Source organism: Pedobacter sp. MC2016-24 (genome assembly GCF_015223055.1).
In the GTDB taxonomy this organism is placed as follows: domain Bacteria; phylum Bacteroidota; class Bacteroidia; order Sphingobacteriales; family Sphingobacteriaceae; genus Pedobacter.
In genome coordinates this window covers 17,261-38,169 of the sequence record NZ_JADFBX010000011.1, presented here as the reverse complement: position 1 = coordinate 38,169, position 20,909 = coordinate 17,261, and the positions used below count along the sequence as shown (strand labels likewise).

Annotated in this window: 15 protein-coding genes; 4 read left to right on the top strand and 11 right to left on the bottom strand. The window is 43.9% G+C overall.

Annotated features, from left to right (window positions below):
• Positions 1–55 precede the first annotated feature (55 nt).
• The 3 genes from IM797_RS20730 to IM797_RS20720 all read right to left on the bottom strand — a co-directional run bounded on the left by IM797_RS20730 (position 56) and on the right by IM797_RS20720 (position 7,336).
• Entirely contained in the window at positions 56–2,557 is a 2,502-nt protein-coding gene (locus tag IM797_RS20730) for a PIG-L family deacetylase (RefSeq protein WP_194129105.1), read from the bottom strand.
• Positions 2,558–2,632: 75 nt separating this feature from the next.
• Positions 2,633–4,012 (bottom strand): RagB/SusD family nutrient uptake outer membrane protein, encoded by a 1,380-nt coding sequence (locus tag IM797_RS20725; RefSeq protein WP_194129104.1) that lies wholly within the window; start codon positions 4,010–4,012, stop codon positions 2,633–2,635.
• 18 nt (positions 4,013–4,030) lie between these two features.
• On the bottom strand, positions 4,031–7,336 hold the full coding sequence (locus tag IM797_RS20720) for a TonB-dependent receptor (protein ID WP_194129103.1): 3,306 nt from the start codon (positions 7,334–7,336) through the stop codon (positions 4,031–4,033).
• Between the two features lie 165 nt (positions 7,337–7,501).
• Here IM797_RS20720 and solA point away from each other — a divergent pair, with 165 nt between their 5' ends.
• Positions 7,502–8,635: an N-methyl-L-tryptophan oxidase gene (gene solA, locus IM797_RS20715; RefSeq protein ID WP_194129102.1), complete on the top strand. Its 1,134-nt coding sequence runs from the start codon at positions 7,502–7,504 to the stop codon at positions 8,633–8,635.
• Here the strand turns inward: solA and IM797_RS20710 are convergent.
• Positions 8,625–8,963: a helix-turn-helix domain-containing protein gene (locus IM797_RS20710; protein ID WP_194129101.1), complete on the bottom strand. Its 339-nt coding sequence runs from the start codon at positions 8,961–8,963 to the stop codon at positions 8,625–8,627. The genes solA and IM797_RS20710 overlap by 11 nt on opposite strands.
• Before the next feature lie 147 nt (positions 8,964–9,110).
• On the opposite strand from IM797_RS20710, the gene IM797_RS20705 reads away from it, so the two are divergent.
• Positions 9,111–10,577: an APC family permease gene (locus IM797_RS20705; protein WP_194129100.1), complete on the top strand. Its 1,467-nt coding sequence runs from the start codon at positions 9,111–9,113 to the stop codon at positions 10,575–10,577.
• Here the strand turns inward: IM797_RS20705 and IM797_RS20700 are convergent.
• From IM797_RS20700 to tgt, 5 genes are all read right to left on the bottom strand, one after another.
• Complete coding sequence (locus IM797_RS20700) at positions 10,567–10,848, bottom strand: LapA family protein (RefSeq protein WP_194129099.1); 282 nt, start codon at positions 10,846–10,848, stop codon at positions 10,567–10,569. The two genes, IM797_RS20705 and IM797_RS20700, sit on opposite strands and share 11 nt — an antisense overlap.
• Before the next feature lie 5 nt (positions 10,849–10,853).
• Positions 10,854–13,664 (bottom strand): hypothetical protein, encoded by a 2,811-nt coding sequence (locus IM797_RS20695; protein WP_194129098.1) that lies wholly within the window; start codon positions 13,662–13,664, stop codon positions 10,854–10,856.
• A 411-nt stretch (positions 13,665–14,075) separates the two neighbouring features.
• Positions 14,076–14,966 (bottom strand): DMT family transporter, encoded by an 891-nt coding sequence (locus tag IM797_RS20690; protein WP_194129097.1) that lies wholly within the window; start codon positions 14,964–14,966, stop codon positions 14,076–14,078.
• Positions 14,967–16,070 carry an LptF/LptG family permease gene (locus IM797_RS20685; protein WP_194129096.1) on the bottom strand — a complete coding sequence of 368 codons (1,104 nt, stop codon included), beginning with the start codon at positions 16,068–16,070 and terminating at the stop codon, positions 14,967–14,969.
• Positions 16,071–17,201, bottom strand: coding sequence for a tRNA guanosine(34) transglycosylase Tgt (tgt, locus tag IM797_RS20680; protein ID WP_194129095.1), 1,131 nt, complete (start codon positions 17,199–17,201; stop codon positions 16,071–16,073).
• A gap of 129 nt (positions 17,202–17,330) precedes the next feature.
• Here tgt and IM797_RS20675 point away from each other — a divergent pair, with 129 nt between their 5' ends.
• Both IM797_RS20675 and rsmG read left to right on the top strand, forming a co-directional pair.
• Entirely contained in the window at positions 17,331–18,452 is a 1,122-nt protein-coding gene (locus IM797_RS20675; RefSeq protein ID WP_194129094.1) for a glycosyltransferase, read from the top strand.
• The gene (rsmG, locus tag IM797_RS20670; RefSeq protein WP_194129093.1) at positions 18,443–19,075 is read left to right on the top strand and encodes a 16S rRNA (guanine(527)-N(7))-methyltransferase RsmG; all 633 of its coding nucleotides are present in this window, start codon (positions 18,443–18,445) and stop codon (positions 19,073–19,075) included. Before IM797_RS20675 ends, rsmG begins: the two co-directional genes overlap by 10 nt.
• A 7-nt stretch (positions 19,076–19,082) precedes the next feature.
• Here rsmG and IM797_RS20665 read toward each other — a convergent pair whose 3' ends face one another.
• The gene (locus IM797_RS20665) at positions 19,083–20,432 is read right to left on the bottom strand and encodes a M56 family metallopeptidase (RefSeq protein WP_194129092.1); all 1,350 of its coding nucleotides are present in this window, start codon (positions 20,430–20,432) and stop codon (positions 19,083–19,085) included.
• Complete coding sequence (locus tag IM797_RS20660; RefSeq protein WP_194129091.1) at positions 20,429–20,809, bottom strand: BlaI/MecI/CopY family transcriptional regulator; 381 nt, start codon at positions 20,807–20,809, stop codon at positions 20,429–20,431. The genes IM797_RS20665 and IM797_RS20660 overlap by 4 nt, the downstream gene beginning before the upstream one ends.
• Positions 20,810–20,909 lie beyond the last annotated feature (100 nt).

Here is a 20,909-nt window from a genome sequence, read left to right as displayed (position 1 = left end):
CCTTTCAGCATAAAGAAAAGCGCCGTGTCATTTTGTTGATACGGCGCTTTTTTAGTTATTTACCGAGGCCAAGCAGGTTGGCGAATAGCCGGTAAGCTCCTGGTACCCCTGCGGGGAGTTGCCTGAACCAGGCCAATGAAGTATAAATGTAATGTCCTTTTCCATAGTCGGCTACCAATATGCCGCCATGTAGTGGAGGCTCTGCCGGATCGTTAAATGATACCAATGGTTGATATCTTTGATCCCAGTTATCGGCAAAATAAGCCCCGCGTTCCTGAACCCAGCCTTCAAAATCCTGCGGGCTAATTTGATTTGGTCTGTTGAGTAAGGGATGGGTTTTATTGAGCAGGGTGACCGGAGCGTGTTCATCTGTAACTCTTTTGCCTGAAATATGAAAGGGATAAGGGCCAATATCATAATTGGGGAGGTCGAAATCTGTATTGTATTGCACGATTAAATTACCTCCGTTTTTAACATAGTTGAGTAATTCGTCTTTGTGGAAATTGAGGCGTTCATTCACGTTGTATGCACGGATGCCTATAACCACAGCATCGTACCTGGCCAGGTTTGCTGTAGTGATCTCCTGGTCTTTAAGCAAAGTCAGTTCATAACCTGCCTGTTGCAGGCTTTCGGGTACCCTGTCGCCTGCTCCAGGAATATAAGCTATTTTATTGCCAGTTTTTTTAAGTGCTATTTTTACCACTTTGGCAATGGCTTCCGGAAAATAAGCTTGTACCGGAACGTGTGGATACCTGATGATTTTTAATTCATTATGGTAAGATTTTCCATCATCAAGGCATGCGCTTGCCTGTAATGTGAACTGTCCGGCGCCGGGCGGTGGTGATAAAGTGAAAGCCAGCAGTTGTTCATCGCCCTTTTTTTGTAGGTTAAAAGGCAGGTCCTGTGGCTCAACGTGCCATTGTGCAGGGATGTTGAGCTTAACTTTTCCCTGAATATGAGCTGTGCCCGATTTGATCTTAACGTAAATTGTTTGCGGGCCGTTGTCGGAGAAAACGTATACGTCTTTGCTGAGGGCCACAAAAACCGGCGGGGTGATTTGCAGGGGCTGGTAAACTTCGCCTGCTTTTGGGTCTGTGTATTTATAGCTCAGTGGTATGGTATAAGATACCGGGTAGCCAGCAATGAGGAGGTTAAAGATGGCAGATACTTCAGGCTTGTTTTCCGCTAATCCGATGTTTTGCTGATCTTTTACCTGGAAAAGCCCCAGGCTGGCTTTTTCTTTTAGCCAATAGGGTTGGGAATAGGGGGTGCCGGGATCTAAAGTTGTTTCGAAGTTCAGGTAGTTGGGAAGGTTGTTTTTCAGCGCCAGGTTCAATGCTGTGTCTTTGCCGGCATAGGGAAGCCAGATGTTTTTTAACCGGATTTCTGCATCAGATCTGTTGATGACTTCTATTTTTATTTTTGCCATTTTTCCTGGCGTTACACTGTCCTCGTTGGTGGTTGCGTCTAACACAAGACCAGCCAGTTCGGCAATGATGGTTTTTATCGCATTTGTTTTAACTTCTTTCCAGTAGCTATCGGGTAATTTATCTATTTCAGATAAGGCAGCAATTAAGTCCGGGATAAGGAGAGCAGGTTTTTGCGGGTTGTAAGTGTCAATTGCTTTGGTGATCAGCTGTGCAATTTTTTCTGTTTTTGGGATTCTGTTCCAGGAGGTGTCAATGCCTTCAAAAATCCCGGAGCTGGATTCGACTCCTTTTACTTGCCTGAACAGCTCCAGCTCATTGCCTCTTTGCGGCTTGATTCCCATTCCCTGGCATTTATGCATACTCCTGCTTTCGGCAGCAATTTCCCCGTAAGATTTGCCAAGCAGCACATTGTACTGTCCAACGTTTACCTGGATTAACTTTTTTTTATCTGTGGTGTCTCCGGGTATGTAGAACCCGGGGCCTGTGTTCCACAGCAGTCTTGTGGCCTGCCAGGGCCTTACATATTTAAGCTGTTCAGGAAAACGTTTCGGATCGGCTGCTGCATCAAATGCTTCATAAGCCAGTATGGCCGATGCGGTATGGTGTCCGTGTGTATCGGCAGGTAAGCGCGAATATCGCGTAATCAATACGTCGGGCCTCGTTTTACGGATCATCCAGACCATGTCTGCCAGTAGTTTTTCTTTGTTCCAGATGCTGAATGTTTCTTCTGGATTTTTTGAAAATCCAAAGTCATTTGCCGTGGCAAAATATTGATTGCCACCATCTACGCGGCGTGCGGCCAGGAGTTCCTGGGTTCGCAGGATGCCCAGCTCTTCTCTTATTTCAGGACCGATGAGATTTTGCCCGCCATCGCCTCGGGTTAGTGACAGATAACCCACATTGGCCAGCTTTTCATTGGCCAGGTAGGCAATAAGCGTGTTGTTCTCATCGTCTGGATGTGCAGCGATATAAAGTACGGATGACAGCACATTCAGCTTTTTTAACCCTTGCAATATTTTTCCGGATGTGCAGTTGTTACTGGTTTGCGCATGGCTGAATATACTGAGGCAGCACAAAAGAATTGTTGTGCTCAGGCAAGTAGCTGTGGTTTTTTCTGGTGTTGTCATTTTATTGAATGAATAAAGTGATCAATGGCAATCCGGGTCACTTCGGTTGGCGATCCCCGGATTGCTGAAAGCATATTATAGGGGATTTTGCGTAAACTGTTTGTTAATGTCCAGCTCTCTTTGTGGAATAAGGAAAAGCAGACGGGCTTTCTTTCCCTGCGCCTGCAATACGGCGCTGGCTTTACCAAACCTCAGCAGGTCGGGCCAGCGCTGATTTTCAAAAGCAAATTCAACCTGTCTTTCATGCAATAACTTATCTTCAAATGTGCCGGGTGTGGCAGCGCTGATATTTCCAAGTCCGCCATGTTTTAAACGGACTTCATTAATCAGGCCATATGCCTCTGTTCCTTCGCCCAAAGCTTCTGCAAGGAGCAGGTAGACATCTGAATAGCGGAAGACAGGGAAATTATAGTCTGCATCAAATTCCGTAAATGCATTGGTTGTACCATATTTCAAGATGAATCTTGCTGGATTTAAAGGGCCGTTAATTGGATTGAAAGAAGCGGCAATGCGTTTGTCATTGGTTTCAAATGCAGCTTCAAGTGATGCGGTAGGCCTGTTTTTGTAGCCGCCTGAAGTTTGGCGAAGCAAGGGGGAGAACGCATTGGTAAACAGGTTTCCGGTTCCAAAATTGCCGCCTTTAAACTGCACTTCAAATATGGATTCTGCATTGTTTTTATTGGCGATGCCCCATAGTTTGGAATAGTCCGTCAATAAGGTATATCCATAGGTATTGATGATTCTGCGCAATACCGGGATGGCTGCGGTCTTGTCTCCGGTAGTCAGGTAAATTTTGGCCAGCAAAGTTGCGGCAGCACCTTTGGTCGCTCTGCCAACATCCAGTCCGGTATATTTTACAGGCAGGTAATTCTCTGCAAGTATCAAATCAGCAATCAATTGCTTGTAGACTTCTGAAGCGGGCACCTGTAAATAATTTTTACCTTCCTCTACGGATATTTCTTTCAATACCAGGGGAAGTTTTCCGAAGTTAACAGCAAGGTTGTAATAAAATAAGGACCGTAAGAATAGTGCTTCCCCTTTTAACCGGTTCTTGGTGATTTCTGCGATGGGTACAGGTTCAATTCTGCTGAGCACAATGTTTGCCCTGGCAATGCCGACATAGCTGTCGAAGTAAACATCCCTGATGACCTCGGTTGTTGCATCTTCATTGAAATTGTCAATTGCGTTTAAAAATGGGCCAACACCTCCGCCGATATCATTTCCGGCATCGGTATTGTCTGATCGCAATTCGTTGGCAATCCAATACCCCTGATTGTAGGTTCCTGTGAGTTGCAGGCCTTTATATGTTGCATTGACTGCGGTAATCAAATCTCCTTCGGTTTTGTAGTAAACATCCACATTGCGCTGAGACAATGGGCTCAGGTCTGTGAACTGGTCGCTGCAGGAGCTTAAAGCACCGGACAGCAACAATAGATAGGTAATTTTTAGCTTCATTATTTCTATGGAATAATATTATTTGAAAGTAAGATTGACACCGAAGGTGTAGTTTTTGATGAGCGGGTAAGCTCCATAATCTTCTCCTGGGGTGTTGTTGCTGGTCGATTGGTTGTTTACTTCCGGATTGTAACCCTCGTATTTGGTGAAGGTCAGTAAATTGGTTCCGGATAGATAAACGCGCAATGCCGGGAATTTTTTACCCAAGGTATTGGCCGCAAATGTGTAGGCTAATGTTACATTTCTGAGGCGCAGGTACGAGCCATCTTCGATCTGGAAGGTAGATGGTCTGTTGTTGTTGTTATGTACTGTTCCCTGTTTATCTGCACGGGGTATTTTACCGTTGCCCGGCTGACTTGGCGAGATCCACCTGTCGTTTTCAAAGGCATAAGAGTTGGTGAGGGCTTCTCCGTTGGCCAGGTGCCGTCTGGTTAAATTGAGAATTTCTGAACCTTGTACACCCTGGATGAGGAAGCTGAGTTCCAGTCCCCTGTATCCAAACCGGTTGGTTATGCCATAAGTGAAATCCGGCTGATAATTGCCGATTACGGTACGGTCATTCGCATCGATCACCCCATCGCCATTCACATCTTTAAATCTGAAATCACCTGGAGATGCTTTGACTGCTATTTTATCTTTTGGTGCACTGTCAATTTCGGCCTGCGATTGATAAATGCCCTCAACCACATAGCCATAATAGCTTCCTATGGCATCACCAATCCGGGTAACGTGCCTGGTGTCATTGGCGCTGGCACCAAAAATAGGATCGCCGGTGATGCCTAATTTTAAGACTTTGTTTTTATTGGCAGAAAAGTTCAAATCTGTATTCCAGGTAAAGCTGCCCACCAGGTTGCGGGTGGAAAGTGAGATCTCAATGCCCTTGTTTTCTACTTTACCTATGTTTTGAAGTGGGTTTAAAGTTCCGAATCCAACACCGGCAGGGACCTGTACATTTAAGAGCAGGTCTGAGGTTATTTTTTTATAAATATCGACGGTGGCAAAGATTCTGTTTTTCAGAAAGCCCAGTTCAAGGCCAAGGTCGGTCTGGGTGTTTTTTTCCCAGGTAAGTGCATTGTTACTTGGGGTAGAAGGCGCTATACCATTGGCAATGGCATTTCCGAATACATAATTTGCTGGATTGAGGAGGCCAATGGAGGCATAGTTTGGAATCAGAAAGTTTCCGGTCTTTCCCCAGCTGGCCCTGAGCTTAAGGTCGCTAAGAAAGGAGACGTCTTTTAAAAAGGGTTCGTCAATGATGCGCCATCCGGCAGAAAATGAGGGGAATACCCCAGTCCGGTTTCCTTTACCAAAGCGTGAGGCTTTATCTGAACGTACGCTCGCCGAGAACAGGTAACGGTCTTTAAATGCATAATTTGCCCTGGCCAGGTAGGAAACTAAAGCCCATTCTTCTTTGGCAGAGGTACCGCCTGTAACTTGTCCGCCACTAACGGTTTGAACAAGATCATCTGGGTAATTCTCTGCCTGTACCTGGTTCAGACTGATTTTGTCTTTTTGTGCAGTATAACCTGCCAATGCAGAGAAAGCATGGTCGCCCAGTTTTTTCTCATAGAAAAGCGTATGCTCTACCAGCCAGTTTGTTTCTAAAGAAGCATTGGATTGCCCAAAGGGAACACCAACGGTAGCATCCCTGTCTATAAATGCTTTCTGTCTGTAATAATCTTTGTTGTAAGAATTGATGTCTGCTCCGGCGTACAATTTGTATTTAAGACCGCTTAGAATTTCATATTCCGCAAATCCACTGGAGGTGGTTCTGAATTGGTTCAGGTTGTCGTGAATGTAATTGATGACCGCCAGTGGATTGCTGGAGGCTGTCATATTTGCCGAGCGCCCGTCTTCTGTAAATAAATGACTCTGGTTGTCGGATTGGTTGATGGAGCCGTCAGGCAGATAAGGTGATACCGTAGGAGAGGTTACCAATGCGGTGTACACTGCTCCCGGAGGATCTGCAAAGTAGGGCGCGCTTGTAGATCCGCGTTGCTGGTCTGTAAATGATGGATTTGCGTTGAAGCCTACTTTCAGTCGCTTGAAGGGCTGGGCATCCAGGTTGATCCTGAGGCTGTATCGCTTAAAGCCGGTTTGGTCGATGATGCCATTTTGATCGTAATAGTTACCAGAAACGTAGTAAGCCAATTTCTCTGAACCGCCGGATACAGCGACCGTGGTGTTGTGTACTGCTGCGGTTTTAAATATGACATCCTGCCAATCGGTATCAGTTCCGGTAGGATTGACAAAATCGTCCGGGATAAAATAGTTTGCTGCCTGTAAGGATGGGATGGCCGATACTTTGGTCAGACGGACGGAATTCGGATCTGAGGCGAGAGCACCTGGAACGTCCTGCAGGTATGCATTATTTCTGGCGTCTTTTAGGTAAGCAGTTAATTCTGCCGAATTCATGAGTTTTACCCGGCGGGCAGGGTTTTGAATGCCTGTGTAGGTGTCTACTGTGATGTTCGGTTTACCGTCTTTACTGCCTCTTTTTGTGGTGATGAGCACAACTCCATTTGAGCCTCTGGAGCCATAAATGGCGGCGGCAGCTGCATCTTTCAATACTTCTATAGATTCGATGTCGCCCGGACTGATGGTTGCCAAAGGGTTTGCCGGTTGCGGACGAAAGGCTACAGTTCTTCTTACAGGATCTCCCTGAACCCCTGGTTCAACGTTTTTAGAAATTGGGAAACCATCTACAACATACAAAGGTTCGTTTCCTGCAGAAATTGAACCTACCCCACGGATGCGGATGGTAGGGGCTGACCCGGGTTCGCCGCTTGGCTCCTGTACCTGTACGCCTGGTATCTGACCCACTATGGCATTTTCAAACGAGGTTATGGAGAGGTCTTTGATGTTGCGTGCGGTTAATGATGCCACCGCCCCGGTAATGCTTCTTTTTTGTTGGGTACCGTAACCAACTACCAGGACTTCATTTAAACCAGAAGCATCTGGCTTAAGCTGCACATTTAAGACAGGGCCGCTTACGGGGATTTCCCTGGTCACATAGCCCACAAATGAGAATACGAGTATGTCATTTTCATTGGCGCTTAAGCTGTAGTTTCCTTTGGCGTTGGTGCTGGTGCCTGCATTGCGTCCTTTGATGGTGACAGATACGCCCGGAATGGTTGTCTGGGTTTCCTGATCAGTTACTGTACCCGAAATTTTAATGGCTGCTTTATTCGGGGTTTGCAGGCTTGTGGTTGCCAGGTATGGGCCTGACTGAGCGAAGGCATATCCGGTAGAAGCGAAACCGGCTGTAGTAAATACAAGTCCGAGTAGGATCGGGATACCGTTTAATGGTAAAGGTTTAAACATATGATGTGGTTTTTGAGGTTAAAAAATAGCCGCAATAAAAGTATACTAAATTAGTAGACTATTTAAATCCTTTTACTTACCTCGAGGTAACCTAAATTTTAAACCCTCTGGTATGCTCGGGAAATTGGATTGCTTATATTGGGCATAAATCATTGAGGAGCGGAAGTGGACACAAATTTTGACGTTATCATTATTGGCCTGGGCGCTGCAGGATCGGCTGCTGCTTATCATTTGGCCCGCGGAAACAAACGGGTGCTGGGCATAGACCGGTTTAGGCCTCCACATGTGTTTGGGTCTTCGCATGGGGAAAGCCGCATCATCCGGCAGGCCTATTTTGAATCGCCTATGTATGTCCCATTTGTGCAGGCTGCAATGGGTGCCTGGTTGGAGCTTGAGCAGATTTCGGGTGAAAAGTTGTTTGTTAAAAGTAAGAGTCTGACCTTGGGAAATGCAGCGAGTACAGTAATCCAGGGTGTTTTATATAGTGCGGAGCAGTACAATCTGAAGCACCAATATTTGGACTGCGGGCAAATCAGGCAGATTTTTCCCGCTCTGAAACCAACAGCAGATACAGTTGCCGTACTGGAGGAAGAGGCCGGATTGCTTTTACCTGAAGCCTGCATTCGGACACATTTAGATCTGGCAGCGAGGGCAGGTGCTGTTTTACATTTTGATGAGCAGGTGATGTCTATAAAAGCAAATGGCAGTGGTGTTGATGTGACGACAAGTACGGGCAGGTATGGTGCCGGACAGGTTATTGTAAGTGCAGGTGCATGGGTTTCGGAATTGTTGCCCGACTTGAAGCTTCCTTTATCCGTAGAGCGGAGGGTGGTACATTGGTTTAAAAACACGAAGGCCGATGACCTGCGTTTTTTGCCTGACAAGCTACCTGTTTACATTTGGGAGTACAAACCGGGGCAAATGTTTTATGGTTTTCCTGATCTTGGCAATGGGATTAAAATTGCAAGCACAAAAAAAGGAGCAACAGGTAATCCGGATCAGCTTAACCGTAAAGTAGATCCGGCAGAAGTTGAAGCTTTGGCGGAAATTGTACGCAACTATTTTAATCTGGATGCCATCCATGCCCAGGCTTCGGTTTGTATGTATACGAATACCCCTGATGAGCACTTTATCATTGACCGGCATCCTTTTCATGAAAATATCATTGTTGCGAGCCCTTGTTCCGGACATGGTTTTAAGTTTTCCAGTATGGTTGGGCAACTTTTGTCGCAAATGGCAAGTGGCGTTGATCCGGATATTGATTTGCAACCTTTCAGGCTGGACAGGTTTAATTCCTGATGATCACATTTCTATGCTTTTGTCCCCATTTTAAAATCTCATCTATCAGGGGAACCAGACTTCTTCCGTGATCCGTTAGGCTATATTGCACAATCTGATGTCCGCAGTTGACATTCTTTTTTTCAATCAGAAAGTTTTCTTCCAGATTTTGTAATTCCCTGGATAACACTTTAGAGGAAATGCCCGTGATGGTATTGTTCAGGTCCTTGTATCTTTTCCCATTTTGTACAAGTGTCAGAATGATCGGTAATTTCCATTTTCCACTGATCACATCAATGGCATCTCGTAATGGTAAGAGGTTTCGGTTAATTTCTATAGGCTGGTCCATGTTGTGGTGTTGAATAAGCGTTAGGTTTGTTGCTGACCGGTAAGGTCTTGGTTACCTAAAGGTAAGTAGAATAATTTAAATAGTCTACTGATTTAGTATACTTTTATTTTATCAACCAATCATGGTTGCTTTCGAAGCTTTTAATTGATGGAGATAAAGGAAACAAAATTAGGTTTTAAGCCAAGTCTGGGCTTGTTTGATGCAACAATGATTGTTGCCGGCAGCATGGTTGGTTCTGGTATTTTTATTGTGGGCTCCTTGATGGTACAGGATGTTGGTAGTGCGGGTTGGCTCATTGCGGCCTGGGTATTGACTGCGCTCATTACCATTTCAGCCGCATTGAGTTGCATAGAGCTGACTGCGCTGTATCCAAAGGCTGGTGGCATGTATGTGTATTTAAAGGAAGCTTATAATCCACTGGTTGCTTTTTTATATGGCTGGAGTTTTTTTAGTGTGATTCAAACCGGGATGATCGCTGCGGTAGCGATCGCGTTTAGCAAATTTGCAGCCTTTATTTTTCCTGTGTTTAGCGAAGATCATGTCCTGGCTGATCTGGGAATACTGCAAATTTCAGCTTCCAAGTTATTGGCTATTTCCAGTATTGTCTTGTTAACCTATATCAATACGAAAGGTATTGAACTGGGGAAGATCATTCAAAACTTTTTTACAGTTACCAAGTTGCTTACTTTATTGGGCTTGATTGTTTTTGGCTTTTTACTGGCGTTTGACCAAAAGGTGTGGGACGACAATTGGTCGCATCCTTTTGAATTGCTGAGGTATTCTGAACGTGCGGGTGACGAGGGGGGCCATGTCAAGGTGTGGAAGCATGTTCGCGGACTGGCGAGTTTTGGTGCGGTAGCTGCCGCGATGGTGGGTGCGATTTTGACCAGTGATGCCTGGTACAATATCACTTTTATTGCAGGAGAGGTGAAAAATCCAAAACGTAATGTGGGGCTCAGCCTGTTTTTAGGGACTTTGATTGTCAGTGTGCTGTATGTGCTTTGTAATCTGATGTACCTGGCTGTGTTGCCTATTGGTAAAGTGCCCGGGGACCTGGGGAGTATTGCCTTTGCGCCTGAAAACCGGGTGGCTATTGCAGCTGCCCTAAAGATTTTTGGAAATACAGGAACACTGGTTGTAGCATTTTTGATTATGCTTTCGGCGTTTGGCTGTAATAACGGATTAATTATTTCTGGTGCAAGGGTGTTTTATGCGATGGCTAAAGATGGTTTGTTTTTTAAGAAAATCGCGCGGTTAAATAAAAATGCCGTTCCGGAGAACGGCTTGTGGATTCAGTGCCTGGTTGCAATTTTACTTTGTACCAGTGGCAGGTACGGCGATCTGTTTGATTATATTTCATTTGTAGTGATGGCTTTTTACATCATCACTGTTGCCGGTATTTTCATTCTGAGGAAAAAGCAACCTGATTTACCAAGGGATTATAAAGCTTTTGGTTATCCGTACCTCACCGTTATTTACATTTTAGTAGCAGCTGTTTTTTGCGTATCGTTGATTGTGTATAAGCCGCAATTTGCCGCCCGCGGCTTATTTATTGTGCTTTTGGGCATACCCATATATTATTTTGCACTTGCCAGGCAAACGGTTAAGGATTGATGTAATCCCGGTCTTCATCGCTCAGCGTGCTTTTACTGGTTACCGGGCCACGGTCGTCGGTCTCCCTGTCGTAAGTACTGATTGTTGTTTTTGGCCGGCCGGTCATGTATCCCAATATAAAGCCTACAAAAGTACACACCCCAATCACCAAAAGTTTGGAAACGTCTTTTTTGAAAATGATGAAATTAAATTCAACAGCATCGGTATTGATCATTAGGAAAATGGTGATGATGACAGTGAAAATGATGATGATGACCGTTTTAGTACGCATGGTAGTTAGAAGCTATAGTTTAAAATTAATTCTAAGATAGGGTTTTGATGGTATATTTTGTTTACAAAGACAAATCTCGTACCTAAATCGACAAAGGCCTGGTAACGGAGGGCATTGAGACTGGTGCGCAGTTCAAAGCCATAGGTTTTTGGTTCGCCCAGGTTTGTTTCTGAACCAATGTTTTCATAATTGCAGAATACTCCGCCCCTTAAATTTCTGACATAGGCCAGCGGACCAAGCTCTGCATCAGGAAAGGCGATTGGGAAACGGTAGTTGAGCAGGAGGGTGTTGGATAGTTTGCTGCGGGCAGGAATGTTGTTGTAGCCGTAAACGGTCGGTATTTCCTGATCATATCTTCGGATGCCGCTGGTGGTTTGATAATTGTAATTCATCAGGAAGGAGTGGTTTTTTGCGAGGCCTGGTACATACAGGTAAGCTTCAGCGGCAAACAGTTCTCCGGCCAATTGTTTATCGAAGGGCTGGTTGAGGTAGGTTAGTCTCAGGATTTGTCCCCATCTCGGGGCGATGTCACGTTCGGCCTGACGCACGTTGTGGTTTAGGGTAATGCCATATTCCATTGGGAATTTCAAGGTGCTGATGAAATTTTTAGGCAGGTTCTCAGGCATGTAACGTTGGGTGTAGCTGGTGGCAATCCGGCCGGACAGGCCAAAGTTGTCGTTGAGTGCATTCAGGTTGATGGGAACTGCAGCCTGGACTTTGATCGTGTTCTCACGCCAGTCGCCTTGTTGGATGGTTTGTCCCGAGCTGTAGAAAGTTCTTCGCGGCCGGTTGCGGTAGGTCGCACTAAAGACCGGGTAAAAACTTTTCAGCGTAAAGCCGCTACTGTATTCGAAACGCCTCAGGTCGCTGTGGTAATCTGCTGCAGCGAAAACGTTGAGGGTGTTGAGCAGGTTGTCTGAGCTGAGTTGCAGGCCGCCCTGGTTGTCATCGGTAATGGTCGGTGTGATGCTGTGGAAATTGAACAGGTTGCTGAAGGCCCGGTAGGGTTTGGAGCTGTACACGGTGTCCGGGATGTGTTCAAATACATTGCCTGTGTTTTCCTGTTTTTCTGCTGCTGCACCAAAATACACAAAGTGATTAGCTGACAGTGGTTCTGCTTGTATTGCGGTTGCAGCGATGTTATAGCCCGTACTTCCGAAATTGTTGAAAAGAATGCTGTCTTTGTTTGCATTGGGGGTCGCGTTGAAGGCGCCGTATTTAGACGCGCTCAGTGCGCTTATTTTTTTAGACCGGATGTCAACGCTGTAAATGTTGTCAATGCCGCTATAATGGGCGTTAAAAGCGATCTGCTGCTTCATGAATACCGGTCTGCTGAGTTGTTGTGCAGATTCGCTGATCAGCTGGGTGGTTTTGCCTGTTTGGTCCATTGTCCACAAAGCTTTGCCTTTTTCAGTGACGCTGATAAACGCAATTAGAAGCCCTGTATCGTCATATGACGGCGTTTGAAGGATCAGGTTGTCCGGGTTGGAGAAAGTGCGTAGGATCGCCCCATTTTCAGCGTCCAGTTCAACGAGGTTGCTTTGGTTATCCAGTCCGATTTTTACGGCTACAATCTTTTTTCCATCTGCCGATAGGGAAGGGGAGAAGATCCGGCTTTTCGCGCTCAGTTTGCTCGTGTGGCCGGTTTTTAAATCGTAACTGCAGATGACACTGTAATTTCGCTGACGAAATCTGGGGTCATATCTTACCTCGTCCCAGACGATTTTTCCATGTGCATAGCTGAACCATGGCTGTTCCTGATAGGCGATGTGAAGCAGGTTGGATTCTTTGCCGTTTTGATCAATGGTGATGAAATGTGCGGTCTCAGATTTACTTTGCTTTAAAGTTAATATTTTGCCGTTCTCCAATTTTACCGGAAAGTAGTAATTGGTGTTGATTTTTGCCGGGCTGTTGATCGGGGTATAAGTTTTGGAAGGGCTTGATGCAGCCTGGGCAAGCCAGCTTTTTTTGATCGAGTCTTGTGTGTCTTTGAACCATTGCTGTGTTCCCTTGCCTGTGAACTTTTTTAAACTGTTGGAAAAAGGGTAGAGGCGGAAGGGTCTTTTTTGAATGTCCGTTAACACCTCGTCAAAAATTTCTTTACCGTACTGTTGGCGGATGTTTGAAGCAATGAGGTAGCCGAGTTGGTAGTATCCCGGCGTGATGTCTTTTTCTGATCCGAAGTAAGCTTTCGAATAGCTGAGTTTTTTTCCTTCGAGCAGGCTGGTCCGGTAAGGCATGATCCAGGATGGCTGACGTCCGCGACCGGCTTTGGTCAGGGAGGTTTCAGTGCTCACCGCATCACCTTCAAAAAACCAGGTTGGGATACTTACGCCAAACCAGGCGAGGTAGACTTGTTCCGGAAAAGGGTAGAGTCTCCCGGCACTGAGTTTGTCGAACTGGGCTACGTGCCGGAGCTCGTGAACCGCGAGGTTGTTTAGCCAATCCTGGCTGTCGAATTGTTGTGGGGGAGTGGCGTAAAATTCTGACTTCTTCGGGCCGAGCTGGACGAAGCCATTGGCGATCACACCCTGGTTTTGGAGCAGGATTGGAATGCTCGTTTTTTGTCGCCCTAAACTGTTTCCGATCTGTGGGTAAATATGGCTTACCGTGTTGGCCATTCGCTGTGCCTCACGCTCAAGTTCTGTTGGGTAAATCAACCGGAATCCGGACACGCTTATCTGACGCCATTTTACACTAAGTGGGTTTTGTTCTGCATTGAATATCTGTGCAAAACTACCATGTGATGTTAAGGTTAAGCTTATTGTTATTATAGATTTGATTATCAGTTTTTTAATTTCTTTATTTTGCGTCATATTTTATGTTTGCTAAAATAATTAGTATTTCATATTTTTTTAACTTGATTTTATTTAATCTTTTATTTGATATTGACTGATTTTTTTGATTGATTTTCAGTATTTTAATGTTTTATTTTTACAAGCTTGTTTCGTGTTTTTTGTGGTTTATTTATTGGTTTTTAGCTGTGGTTTTACATTTCTGTGTCCATTCTGTTTTGCAGGGCTTAATCCTCGATTAAGGTACACTATTTGCTTCGCAAATTCAAATAAAATTTAGGCCTTGCTTTTTGGAAAAGTGTAGGGATGTAGTTGAAGTTAAGGTTGAACTCACCTGGATTTCAGGGCATGGTTTTCGCCCTTGGGATGTGATTTTTGGAGCTGGTTTTACAGTTGGATCCCCATCCCCTACCCCTTGTTTTTAGGCATTGGTCAGGACTTGTTTTTGTGCTTTTTGTACACCGGATAGAGGAAGACTGTTCCAAGAATTATGACTGCACCCAGGTAAAATCCGGTCGACATAGCCTCTTTCGTACCAAAGAAAATGAAGGCTAAAAAGATGCCGTATACCGGTTCAAGATTGGTGACGAGTGCTACCCGGAAAGCGGACAAAGTACGCATCACAGAGACGCCGGCAACATAGGCTACTGCCGTGCAAATGGTGCCGAGCAGGAGCAGGTAAGTCCAGTCTGTTGCGCTTAAATCGAAGCGCTCAGTGGCCAGTGTTCCATCGAAAATCCGGTACAGGGTAATCCAGAAAAAGGCTCCTGAAATCTCATAAAAACCAATGGTTATTGGGTTGGTTTTTTGTACCAATATTGAATTTATGGCGCCGAAAAGACTCGAGGCAAGGGCTGCACTGAGGCCTAAAATGATGCCTAAAGTATAGTTTGATTCGAATTTAAAGATGAGGTAAATCCCGAAAATGATGATTAAACCAACGATAACATCACCCATTTCTATGCGTTTTCTTTTGATTAAAGGCTCTATTATGGCGGTAAAAAGGGTAAAAGAAGAGAGGCAAACGAGGGTTACGGAGACGGTTGAGACTTTAATGGCATGGAAGAAGAGGATCCAGTGTAAGGCCACGATGCTTCCTGTGAAAAAGAAGGCTAAAAACTGCTTTCTGCTTACTTTAAGGCTGTTTTTGCTCAGTTTGAAATAGATGAAAAGGCTGATGGATGCAATGAGTACGCGATACCATACCAACTGAACTGCATCAACGGATATGACAGCGCCAAGGATGCCTGTGAAGCCCCAAATAAATACTGTAAAGTGTAAGATCAGTAGATTTTTATTGGTGCTTGCAGGTTGTTGGTTCATTTATTTTGGTGCTTTTCTAAGCAGGTAAAGTCCGAGTAAGCCGAAGAATATGGTCGGCGCAAGTACTGCGAGTAAAGGTGGCATGCCGCCTTTTAGCGAAAACATTTTAGCGAACTGGTTAAAAACGATGTAACCAAAACTTAATAGAATTCCGATCCCTAAAGGCAATCCGACCCCTCCGCGAACCTTTCTGGAGGATAATGCGACACCAATCAGTGTCAGAACGAAGGCTGACAGGGGGTGTAAATAACGTTTATATTGCTCAAATAAAAGGTCATTCATGATACCGGAGCCCCTTATTTTTTCCTTCTTAATTTTATCTGAAAGTTCCTTGTTACTCAGGTTTTCAAAGATGTTGTCATATGCTGAAAAATCATCCGGGCGCATATCCAATACCGTGTCCTTGGTTAAGGAAGCCCCGCTGATAAAGGTTTCTTTGAGGCCTTTTACATTCCTTACAGAGTAGTTTCTTAAGGTCCAGGAGCGCTTTAAGGAATCCCATTTGATCTCATCAGCCACCAGCTTTTTAGTCAGCTCATCGCCATTAAAATTATCCAGAGAGAACCTGGTGCCTGTTTTGGTCTTGTTGTCAAAGTTATCCATGTAAATAAAGGTATGGTCATCCAGCTTCATGTGGATATTGCTCTTGCTGGACGGGTCATTTTTCTTTACATAGTTGTTTTCAAAGCTGTTTTTAAGCTGGTTGGTATAGGGTAATATGTAGAGATTCGATGCCAGGTTGGCCGCGAATATGATGAAAGCGGAGATGAAATAGGGTAAAAGAAAGCGGTTAAAGCTTACTCCTCCACTTAAAATAGGTACGATCTCGGTCTGGTCGGCCATCTTTGCCGTAAAAAAAATCACGGCAATAAAATTGATCAGGGGAGAGAGCATGTTGACATAGAAAGGAATCGAACCTGCGTAATATAAGGAGATGACCTGCCAAAAGGTTAGGTTTGCACCCAGGAAATCATCCAGTTTCTCGGAAAGATCAAAAATAATGATGATCACAATAAATAAGGTTAGGGTATATATAAATGTACCCAGGTATTTACTGATGATGTACCAATCGATGATTTTGATCCTGCCTTTAATGATATTCATTTATAATTTATTACCTAATATAGTCACCATTTTGTTCTTCCAGGCGTAAAATTCGCCGCTGATGATCTTTTCCCGGGCTTGTTTAACCAGCCACAAGTAAAAATGCAGGTTGTGTAAAGTTGCAATTTGCGCACCCAGCATCTCTTTAGAGTGCATCAGATGCCTCAAATAGGCTTTAGTATACACCCTGTCGGCATACAGATCACTGTCCGCTTCAATTGGTGTAAAGTCATTTGCCCATTTCTTATTGCCAATATTTATAATGCCGTTTTTAGTAAAAAGCATGCCATTTCTCGCATTTCGGGTAGGCATTACGCAATCGAACATGTCAACGCCTAAAGCAATGTTTTCCAGGATATTGATCGGTGTGCCTACGCCCATTAGATAACGCGGTTTTTCTACAGGTAGTACATTACATACCACTTCGGTCATTCCATACATCTCTTCAGCAGGTTCTCCTACGGATAAACCGCCGATTGCATTGCCTTCGCGATCCATGGACGCGATAAATTCAGCAGATTTTACCCTGAGGTCTTTATATACAGAGCCTTGTACAATTGGAAAAAGCGTTTGATTGAAGCCATATTTTGGTTCTGTAGTATCAAAACGATTGCAGCAACGCTTTAACCAGCGATGGGTCATATTGATCGAATTGGCCGCATACCGGTAATCGCAGGGGTATGGTGTACATTCGTCAAAGGCCATGATGATATCTGCACCAATGGTACGTTGAATATCCATGGCATACTCCGGTGTAAATAAATGTTTGGAGCCGTCAATGTGTGAGCGAAAAGTTACACCTTCCTCCTTTATTTTTCTCACTTTACTTAGAGAATAGACCTGGTAGCCACCGCTATCTGTTAAAATCGGGCGGTCCCAGCCAATAAATTTATGTAAGCCACCGGCAGGTTCGATGATGTCGAGACCTGGCCTGAGGTATAAATGGTAGGTATTTCCCAAGATGATCTGAGCGTTGATGTCATTTTCCAGTTCGCGCTGGTGAACGGCTTTAACCGTTCCTGCGGTACCTACAGGCATGAAAATCGGGGTTTGGATGTCACCGTGATCGGTGGTAATCGTTCCGGCTCTTGCCTTGGAATGTATATCGCTTGCTTCTAAATTAAACTTCATAAATCTGCCCTTCAAAAAATCTGCGCAAAAATAGCAAAAATCGGGCTATTAATGGGCTAAATTTTTTATCAACATAAACGAACATTACAGATTAAAAATCAGAAATTTGACCCTTTTCAAAAATACATCGTGGAATTAACCTTTTTAGAGATAAGCCTGCTCGGCGCATTAGTTTTTTGTTTTTTGATTCAGTTGTATTTCAGCTTGTTTGTACATCTGAAATTAGCTGTGGTTCCTATAGCAGAATTGCCCCGAAATGGCCATAAGCCGCTCAGCGTAGTGCTTTGTGCCCGCAATGAACTCGAGAATTTAAAGACCTATCTTCCGGCTGTGCTGGAACAGGATTATCCTGATTTTGAGGTGGTTGTTGTAGATGACCGCTCCTGGGATGGTACCGCGCAACTCCTGGAAACATTTGCGAAGCAATACAAGCGACTTAAGGTGGTTACCGTTAGTGAAGGCAGTAAGTTTATTGCAGGTAAGAAATTCGCGGTAACCATGGGAATTAAAGCCGCTGCTAATGAATGGCTGGTATTTACGGATGCAGATTGTTTGCCAGCGTCAAAAAACTGGTTGATTGGCATGCAACAACCTGAAGATCAGGATGTAGAGATCCTTTTAGGCTATTCGCCCTATTTGAAAAGAAGAGGGATTCTGAACAGTTTGATCCGTTTTGAAACCTTTTTTACTGCGGTGAATTATCTTTCTTTCGCGTTGAAAGGGAATCCTTATATGGGAGTTGGCAGAAATATGGCGTATAAAAAAACCTTGTTTTTTAAGCATAAAGGTTTTGCAGCGCACATGCATATTCCTTCAGGAGACGATGATTTGTTTGTCAATGCACACGCAAACAGCCACAATACAGCGATCTGTATCCACCCCGATACACAGGTCTGGAGCGAACCCAATACAACGTTGAAAGGCTATTTGCGCCAAAAGAAGAGACATTTTGGGGCCGGTAAATTGTATAAAGCGAAACATCGATTTGTACTGTCCGTTCAGGCGATATTTCAATTCCTGTTCTATGTATTGTTGGCAGCGCTGTTTTGTTTTAAAGCAACGCTTTACCCCGCTTTAGGTGTATTGGGATTGAGTATATTGATACGCTGCTTTGTGTATCCTAAATTATTAAAAAGGTTAAATTATGCAGACTTAAGGTGGTGGTTCCCGGTATTGGACATTCTATTGTTCATTTTTCTGGTGATTAATGGCTTTCTGTCTATATTTGTTAAAAAAGTACAGTGGAAATAAAATCAACGTTAATACAGGAATATTTTAAGGATCTAACAGAAAAGCAAATCGCCCAGTTTGATCAGTTGTATGATTTATACAGCTTTTGGAATGCGCAGATCAATGTGATTTCGAGAAAAGACATTGAAGAATTGTATGAGCGCCACATTTTACATTCCTTAGGAATAGCCAAGTTTTGCACGTTTAAGCCTGCTGAAAAGGTGCTTGATGTTGGGACTGGTGGTGGTTTTCCAGGTATCCCTTTAGCCATTTTATTTCCGGAAACACAGTTTCACCTGGTGGATTCTATTGGTAAAAAGATTAAAGTAGTGACAGAAGTTGCGCTTGCTTTGGGGCTAAAAAATGTGAAAGCAAGCCATTTGAGAGCGGAGCAGGTGACCGATAAATATGATTTTGTGGTTTCCCGGGCAGTTACGCGTCTGATCGACTTTTATCCCTGGGTAAAAGGTAAGTTCAATAAAGAATCAAAAAATGCAATTCCGAATGGCATTTTATATTTGAAAGGCGGGGATTTAAAAGAGGAGCTGGCCGAATCACGACTAAAAGCGGAACTATATCCGCTTTCAGCCTACTTTAAAGAAGACTTTTTTGAAACTAAATACGTGGTTTATATTCCTCAGTAAGGAATTTCTAATTGACTTTTAATACATGCTTTTCTATAGTCTTGCTTGTTCTTGATCCTTTACCTTTTTCGGTTTTTACTGGAGGAACAGGCGGAGCAGGTGGGACAGGAGGTGATTTTGGAGGAGGTGGTGGCGTTTGCGGTGCTACAGGTGGCGGTGGTACAGCATAGGTTTTGATGTGCTTTCCGTGGAACTCCAGTGCACCATTAGCCCCTGCAGCTCCATATTTTGCTTTTGCGGCAGGGCCTTTCAGTTCATCGATGTAATCCATGTCTTCAATCATCGTAACCTTTGTTTTTTCGGCTATTTTTCCATTGATAACCAGTAATCTTTTTTCGAGGATGCTTACGGTTTCGGTTTTTGGATCGTATTCCTGTAATACGTAAAACTCTTTTTTTGATTCTAGTCGCACCGGTTTCTCAGTTCCTTTACTATTGTTCTTTTTAACCGGTTCCTGTCTGATTGTCGCCGTTTTTTGAGGATAAAGGTCGATTACCGCATAATCTTTGGTAAAAGCCAGGCTGGATACACAGAGCATACCCGTAACAAGGGGCACTGCAAGTAATAACCTGAGTTTTGCCCTTTGTGGTGATTTTTCTTTGTTTAACATTTGGATTCTTTTTTTTAAGATGGGTGGATTGAAAATTTGATTGCTAAGCTGGCTTTGGATGGGGCCAAAAGAATTGTTTATCAGAAACATGGCGTAGTCATGCCTGGGTAAGTCGGGATTTAAAGTTGCTTGATCTGCGATGTACTCGTGAACGAGTTTGATGTCATTCAGCAAGATCCAGCTCAGGGGATTGATCCAGTTTAAAGCCCTGACTATTTCAAAAAATAGTATGTCAAAGCTGTGTTTTTGGCGGATATGAACCATTTCATGCCTGATTATAGTCGCTTTTTCTTCGATGTTTGGCTGGATGAAAAGTAAATTGAAGAAGGAAAAAGCGGTAGATTGACCCTCCAGACTTGCAAAAATAACCTTTCCTTTCCGTTGTATTTGTGCTCTGAAGTACAGCCTGGCTAATTTATATAGGTTGAAAAGTAAGGAAAGCAGCAAGGTAGCCGTGATGCTTAAGTACCCATATTTTAACAGTTGAGTAAGCAGATCCGGGTTGCTGACTGATGTTATAGGTAACAGGTCGGATTTCATGTCCACAGCGACTAAGTTAGTCGGCATCCGCTTCAAATTCCCCAATATGCTGACCTGGCACAGTGGCAGAACAAAGGCGATTACCGTGCTGCAGATCAGGTAATAGCGGTTCAAGCTGTAAAATGTCTCCTGATGTAAGAATATCCGGTAAAGCGCGTAGAACAGGCTTAGATAGATATTTGCTTCCAATACATACAGCCAGTTCATGGTTTTTTGCTTTTGAGTTGTTCAGCGAGTTGAATCAGTTCATCCAGCTCATTGACATCCATGTTTTTCTCTTTTACCAGAAAAGAAACCAGGCTCTGGTAAGAGTTTTCAAAGTAATTGCTCATGACTTTGTCGAAAGCGAACTTCCTGTATTCCGATTCTGTAATCAGGGGGAAATAGATGTGCGTATTTCCGATCGCTTTATGATCGATAAAGCCCTTGCCTTCCAATACCCGGATGACCGTAGAAACCGTATTGTAGGCTGGTTTTGGAGCGGACATCTTATCCAGTACGTCCTTGACTAAACCTTCTTTAATTTCCCACAAGATCAACATGATCTGTTCTTCTGCTTTGGTGAGTTCTCTGATTGTTGTCATAAATAACTTGCTTATTTAAAGTTACTACTATTTTTATAGTTTGCAAACTATTTTTGTAGTTTGTTTTTATTTTGTTGTTATTCAGTGTGTTATTATGTTT

What these genes read in the sequence shown, in the direction of transcription:
- IM797_RS20730 (WP_194129105.1), bottom strand. Translation starts at nt 2,557, where the DNA reads ATGACAACACCAGAAAAAACCACAGCTACTTGCCTGAGCACAACAATT.
- IM797_RS20725 (WP_194129104.1), bottom strand. Translation starts at nt 4,012, where the DNA reads ATGAAGCTAAAAATTACCTATCTATTGTTGCTGTCCGGTGCTTTAAGC.
- IM797_RS20720 (WP_194129103.1), bottom strand. Translation starts at nt 7,336, where the DNA reads ATGTTTAAACCTTTACCATTAAACGGTATCCCGATCCTACTCGGACTT.
- IM797_RS20710 (WP_194129101.1), bottom strand. Translation starts at nt 8,963, where the DNA reads ATGGACCAGCCTATAGAAATTAACCGAAACCTCTTACCATTACGAGAT.
- IM797_RS20705 (WP_194129100.1), top strand. Translation starts at nt 9,111, where the DNA reads ATGGAGATAAAGGAAACAAAATTAGGTTTTAAGCCAAGTCTGGGCTTG.
- IM797_RS20700 (WP_194129099.1), bottom strand. Translation starts at nt 10,848, where the DNA reads ATGCGTACTAAAACGGTCATCATCATCATTTTCACTGTCATCATCACC.
- IM797_RS20695 (WP_194129098.1), bottom strand. Translation starts at nt 13,664, where the DNA reads ATGACGCAAAATAAAGAAATTAAAAAACTGATAATCAAATCTATAATA.
- IM797_RS20690 (WP_194129097.1), bottom strand. Translation starts at nt 14,966, where the DNA reads ATGAACCAACAACCTGCAAGCACCAATAAAAATCTACTGATCTTACAC.
- IM797_RS20685 (WP_194129096.1), bottom strand. Translation starts at nt 16,070, where the DNA reads ATGAATATCATTAAAGGCAGGATCAAAATCATCGATTGGTACATCATC.
- tgt (WP_194129095.1), bottom strand. Translation starts at nt 17,201, where the DNA reads ATGAAGTTTAATTTAGAAGCAAGCGATATACATTCCAAGGCAAGAGCC.
- IM797_RS20665 (WP_194129092.1), bottom strand. Translation starts at nt 20,432, where the DNA reads ATGAACTGGCTGTATGTATTGGAAGCAAATATCTATCTAAGCCTGTTC.
- IM797_RS20660 (WP_194129091.1), bottom strand. Translation starts at nt 20,809, where the DNA reads ATGACAACAATCAGAGAACTCACCAAAGCAGAAGAACAGATCATGTTG.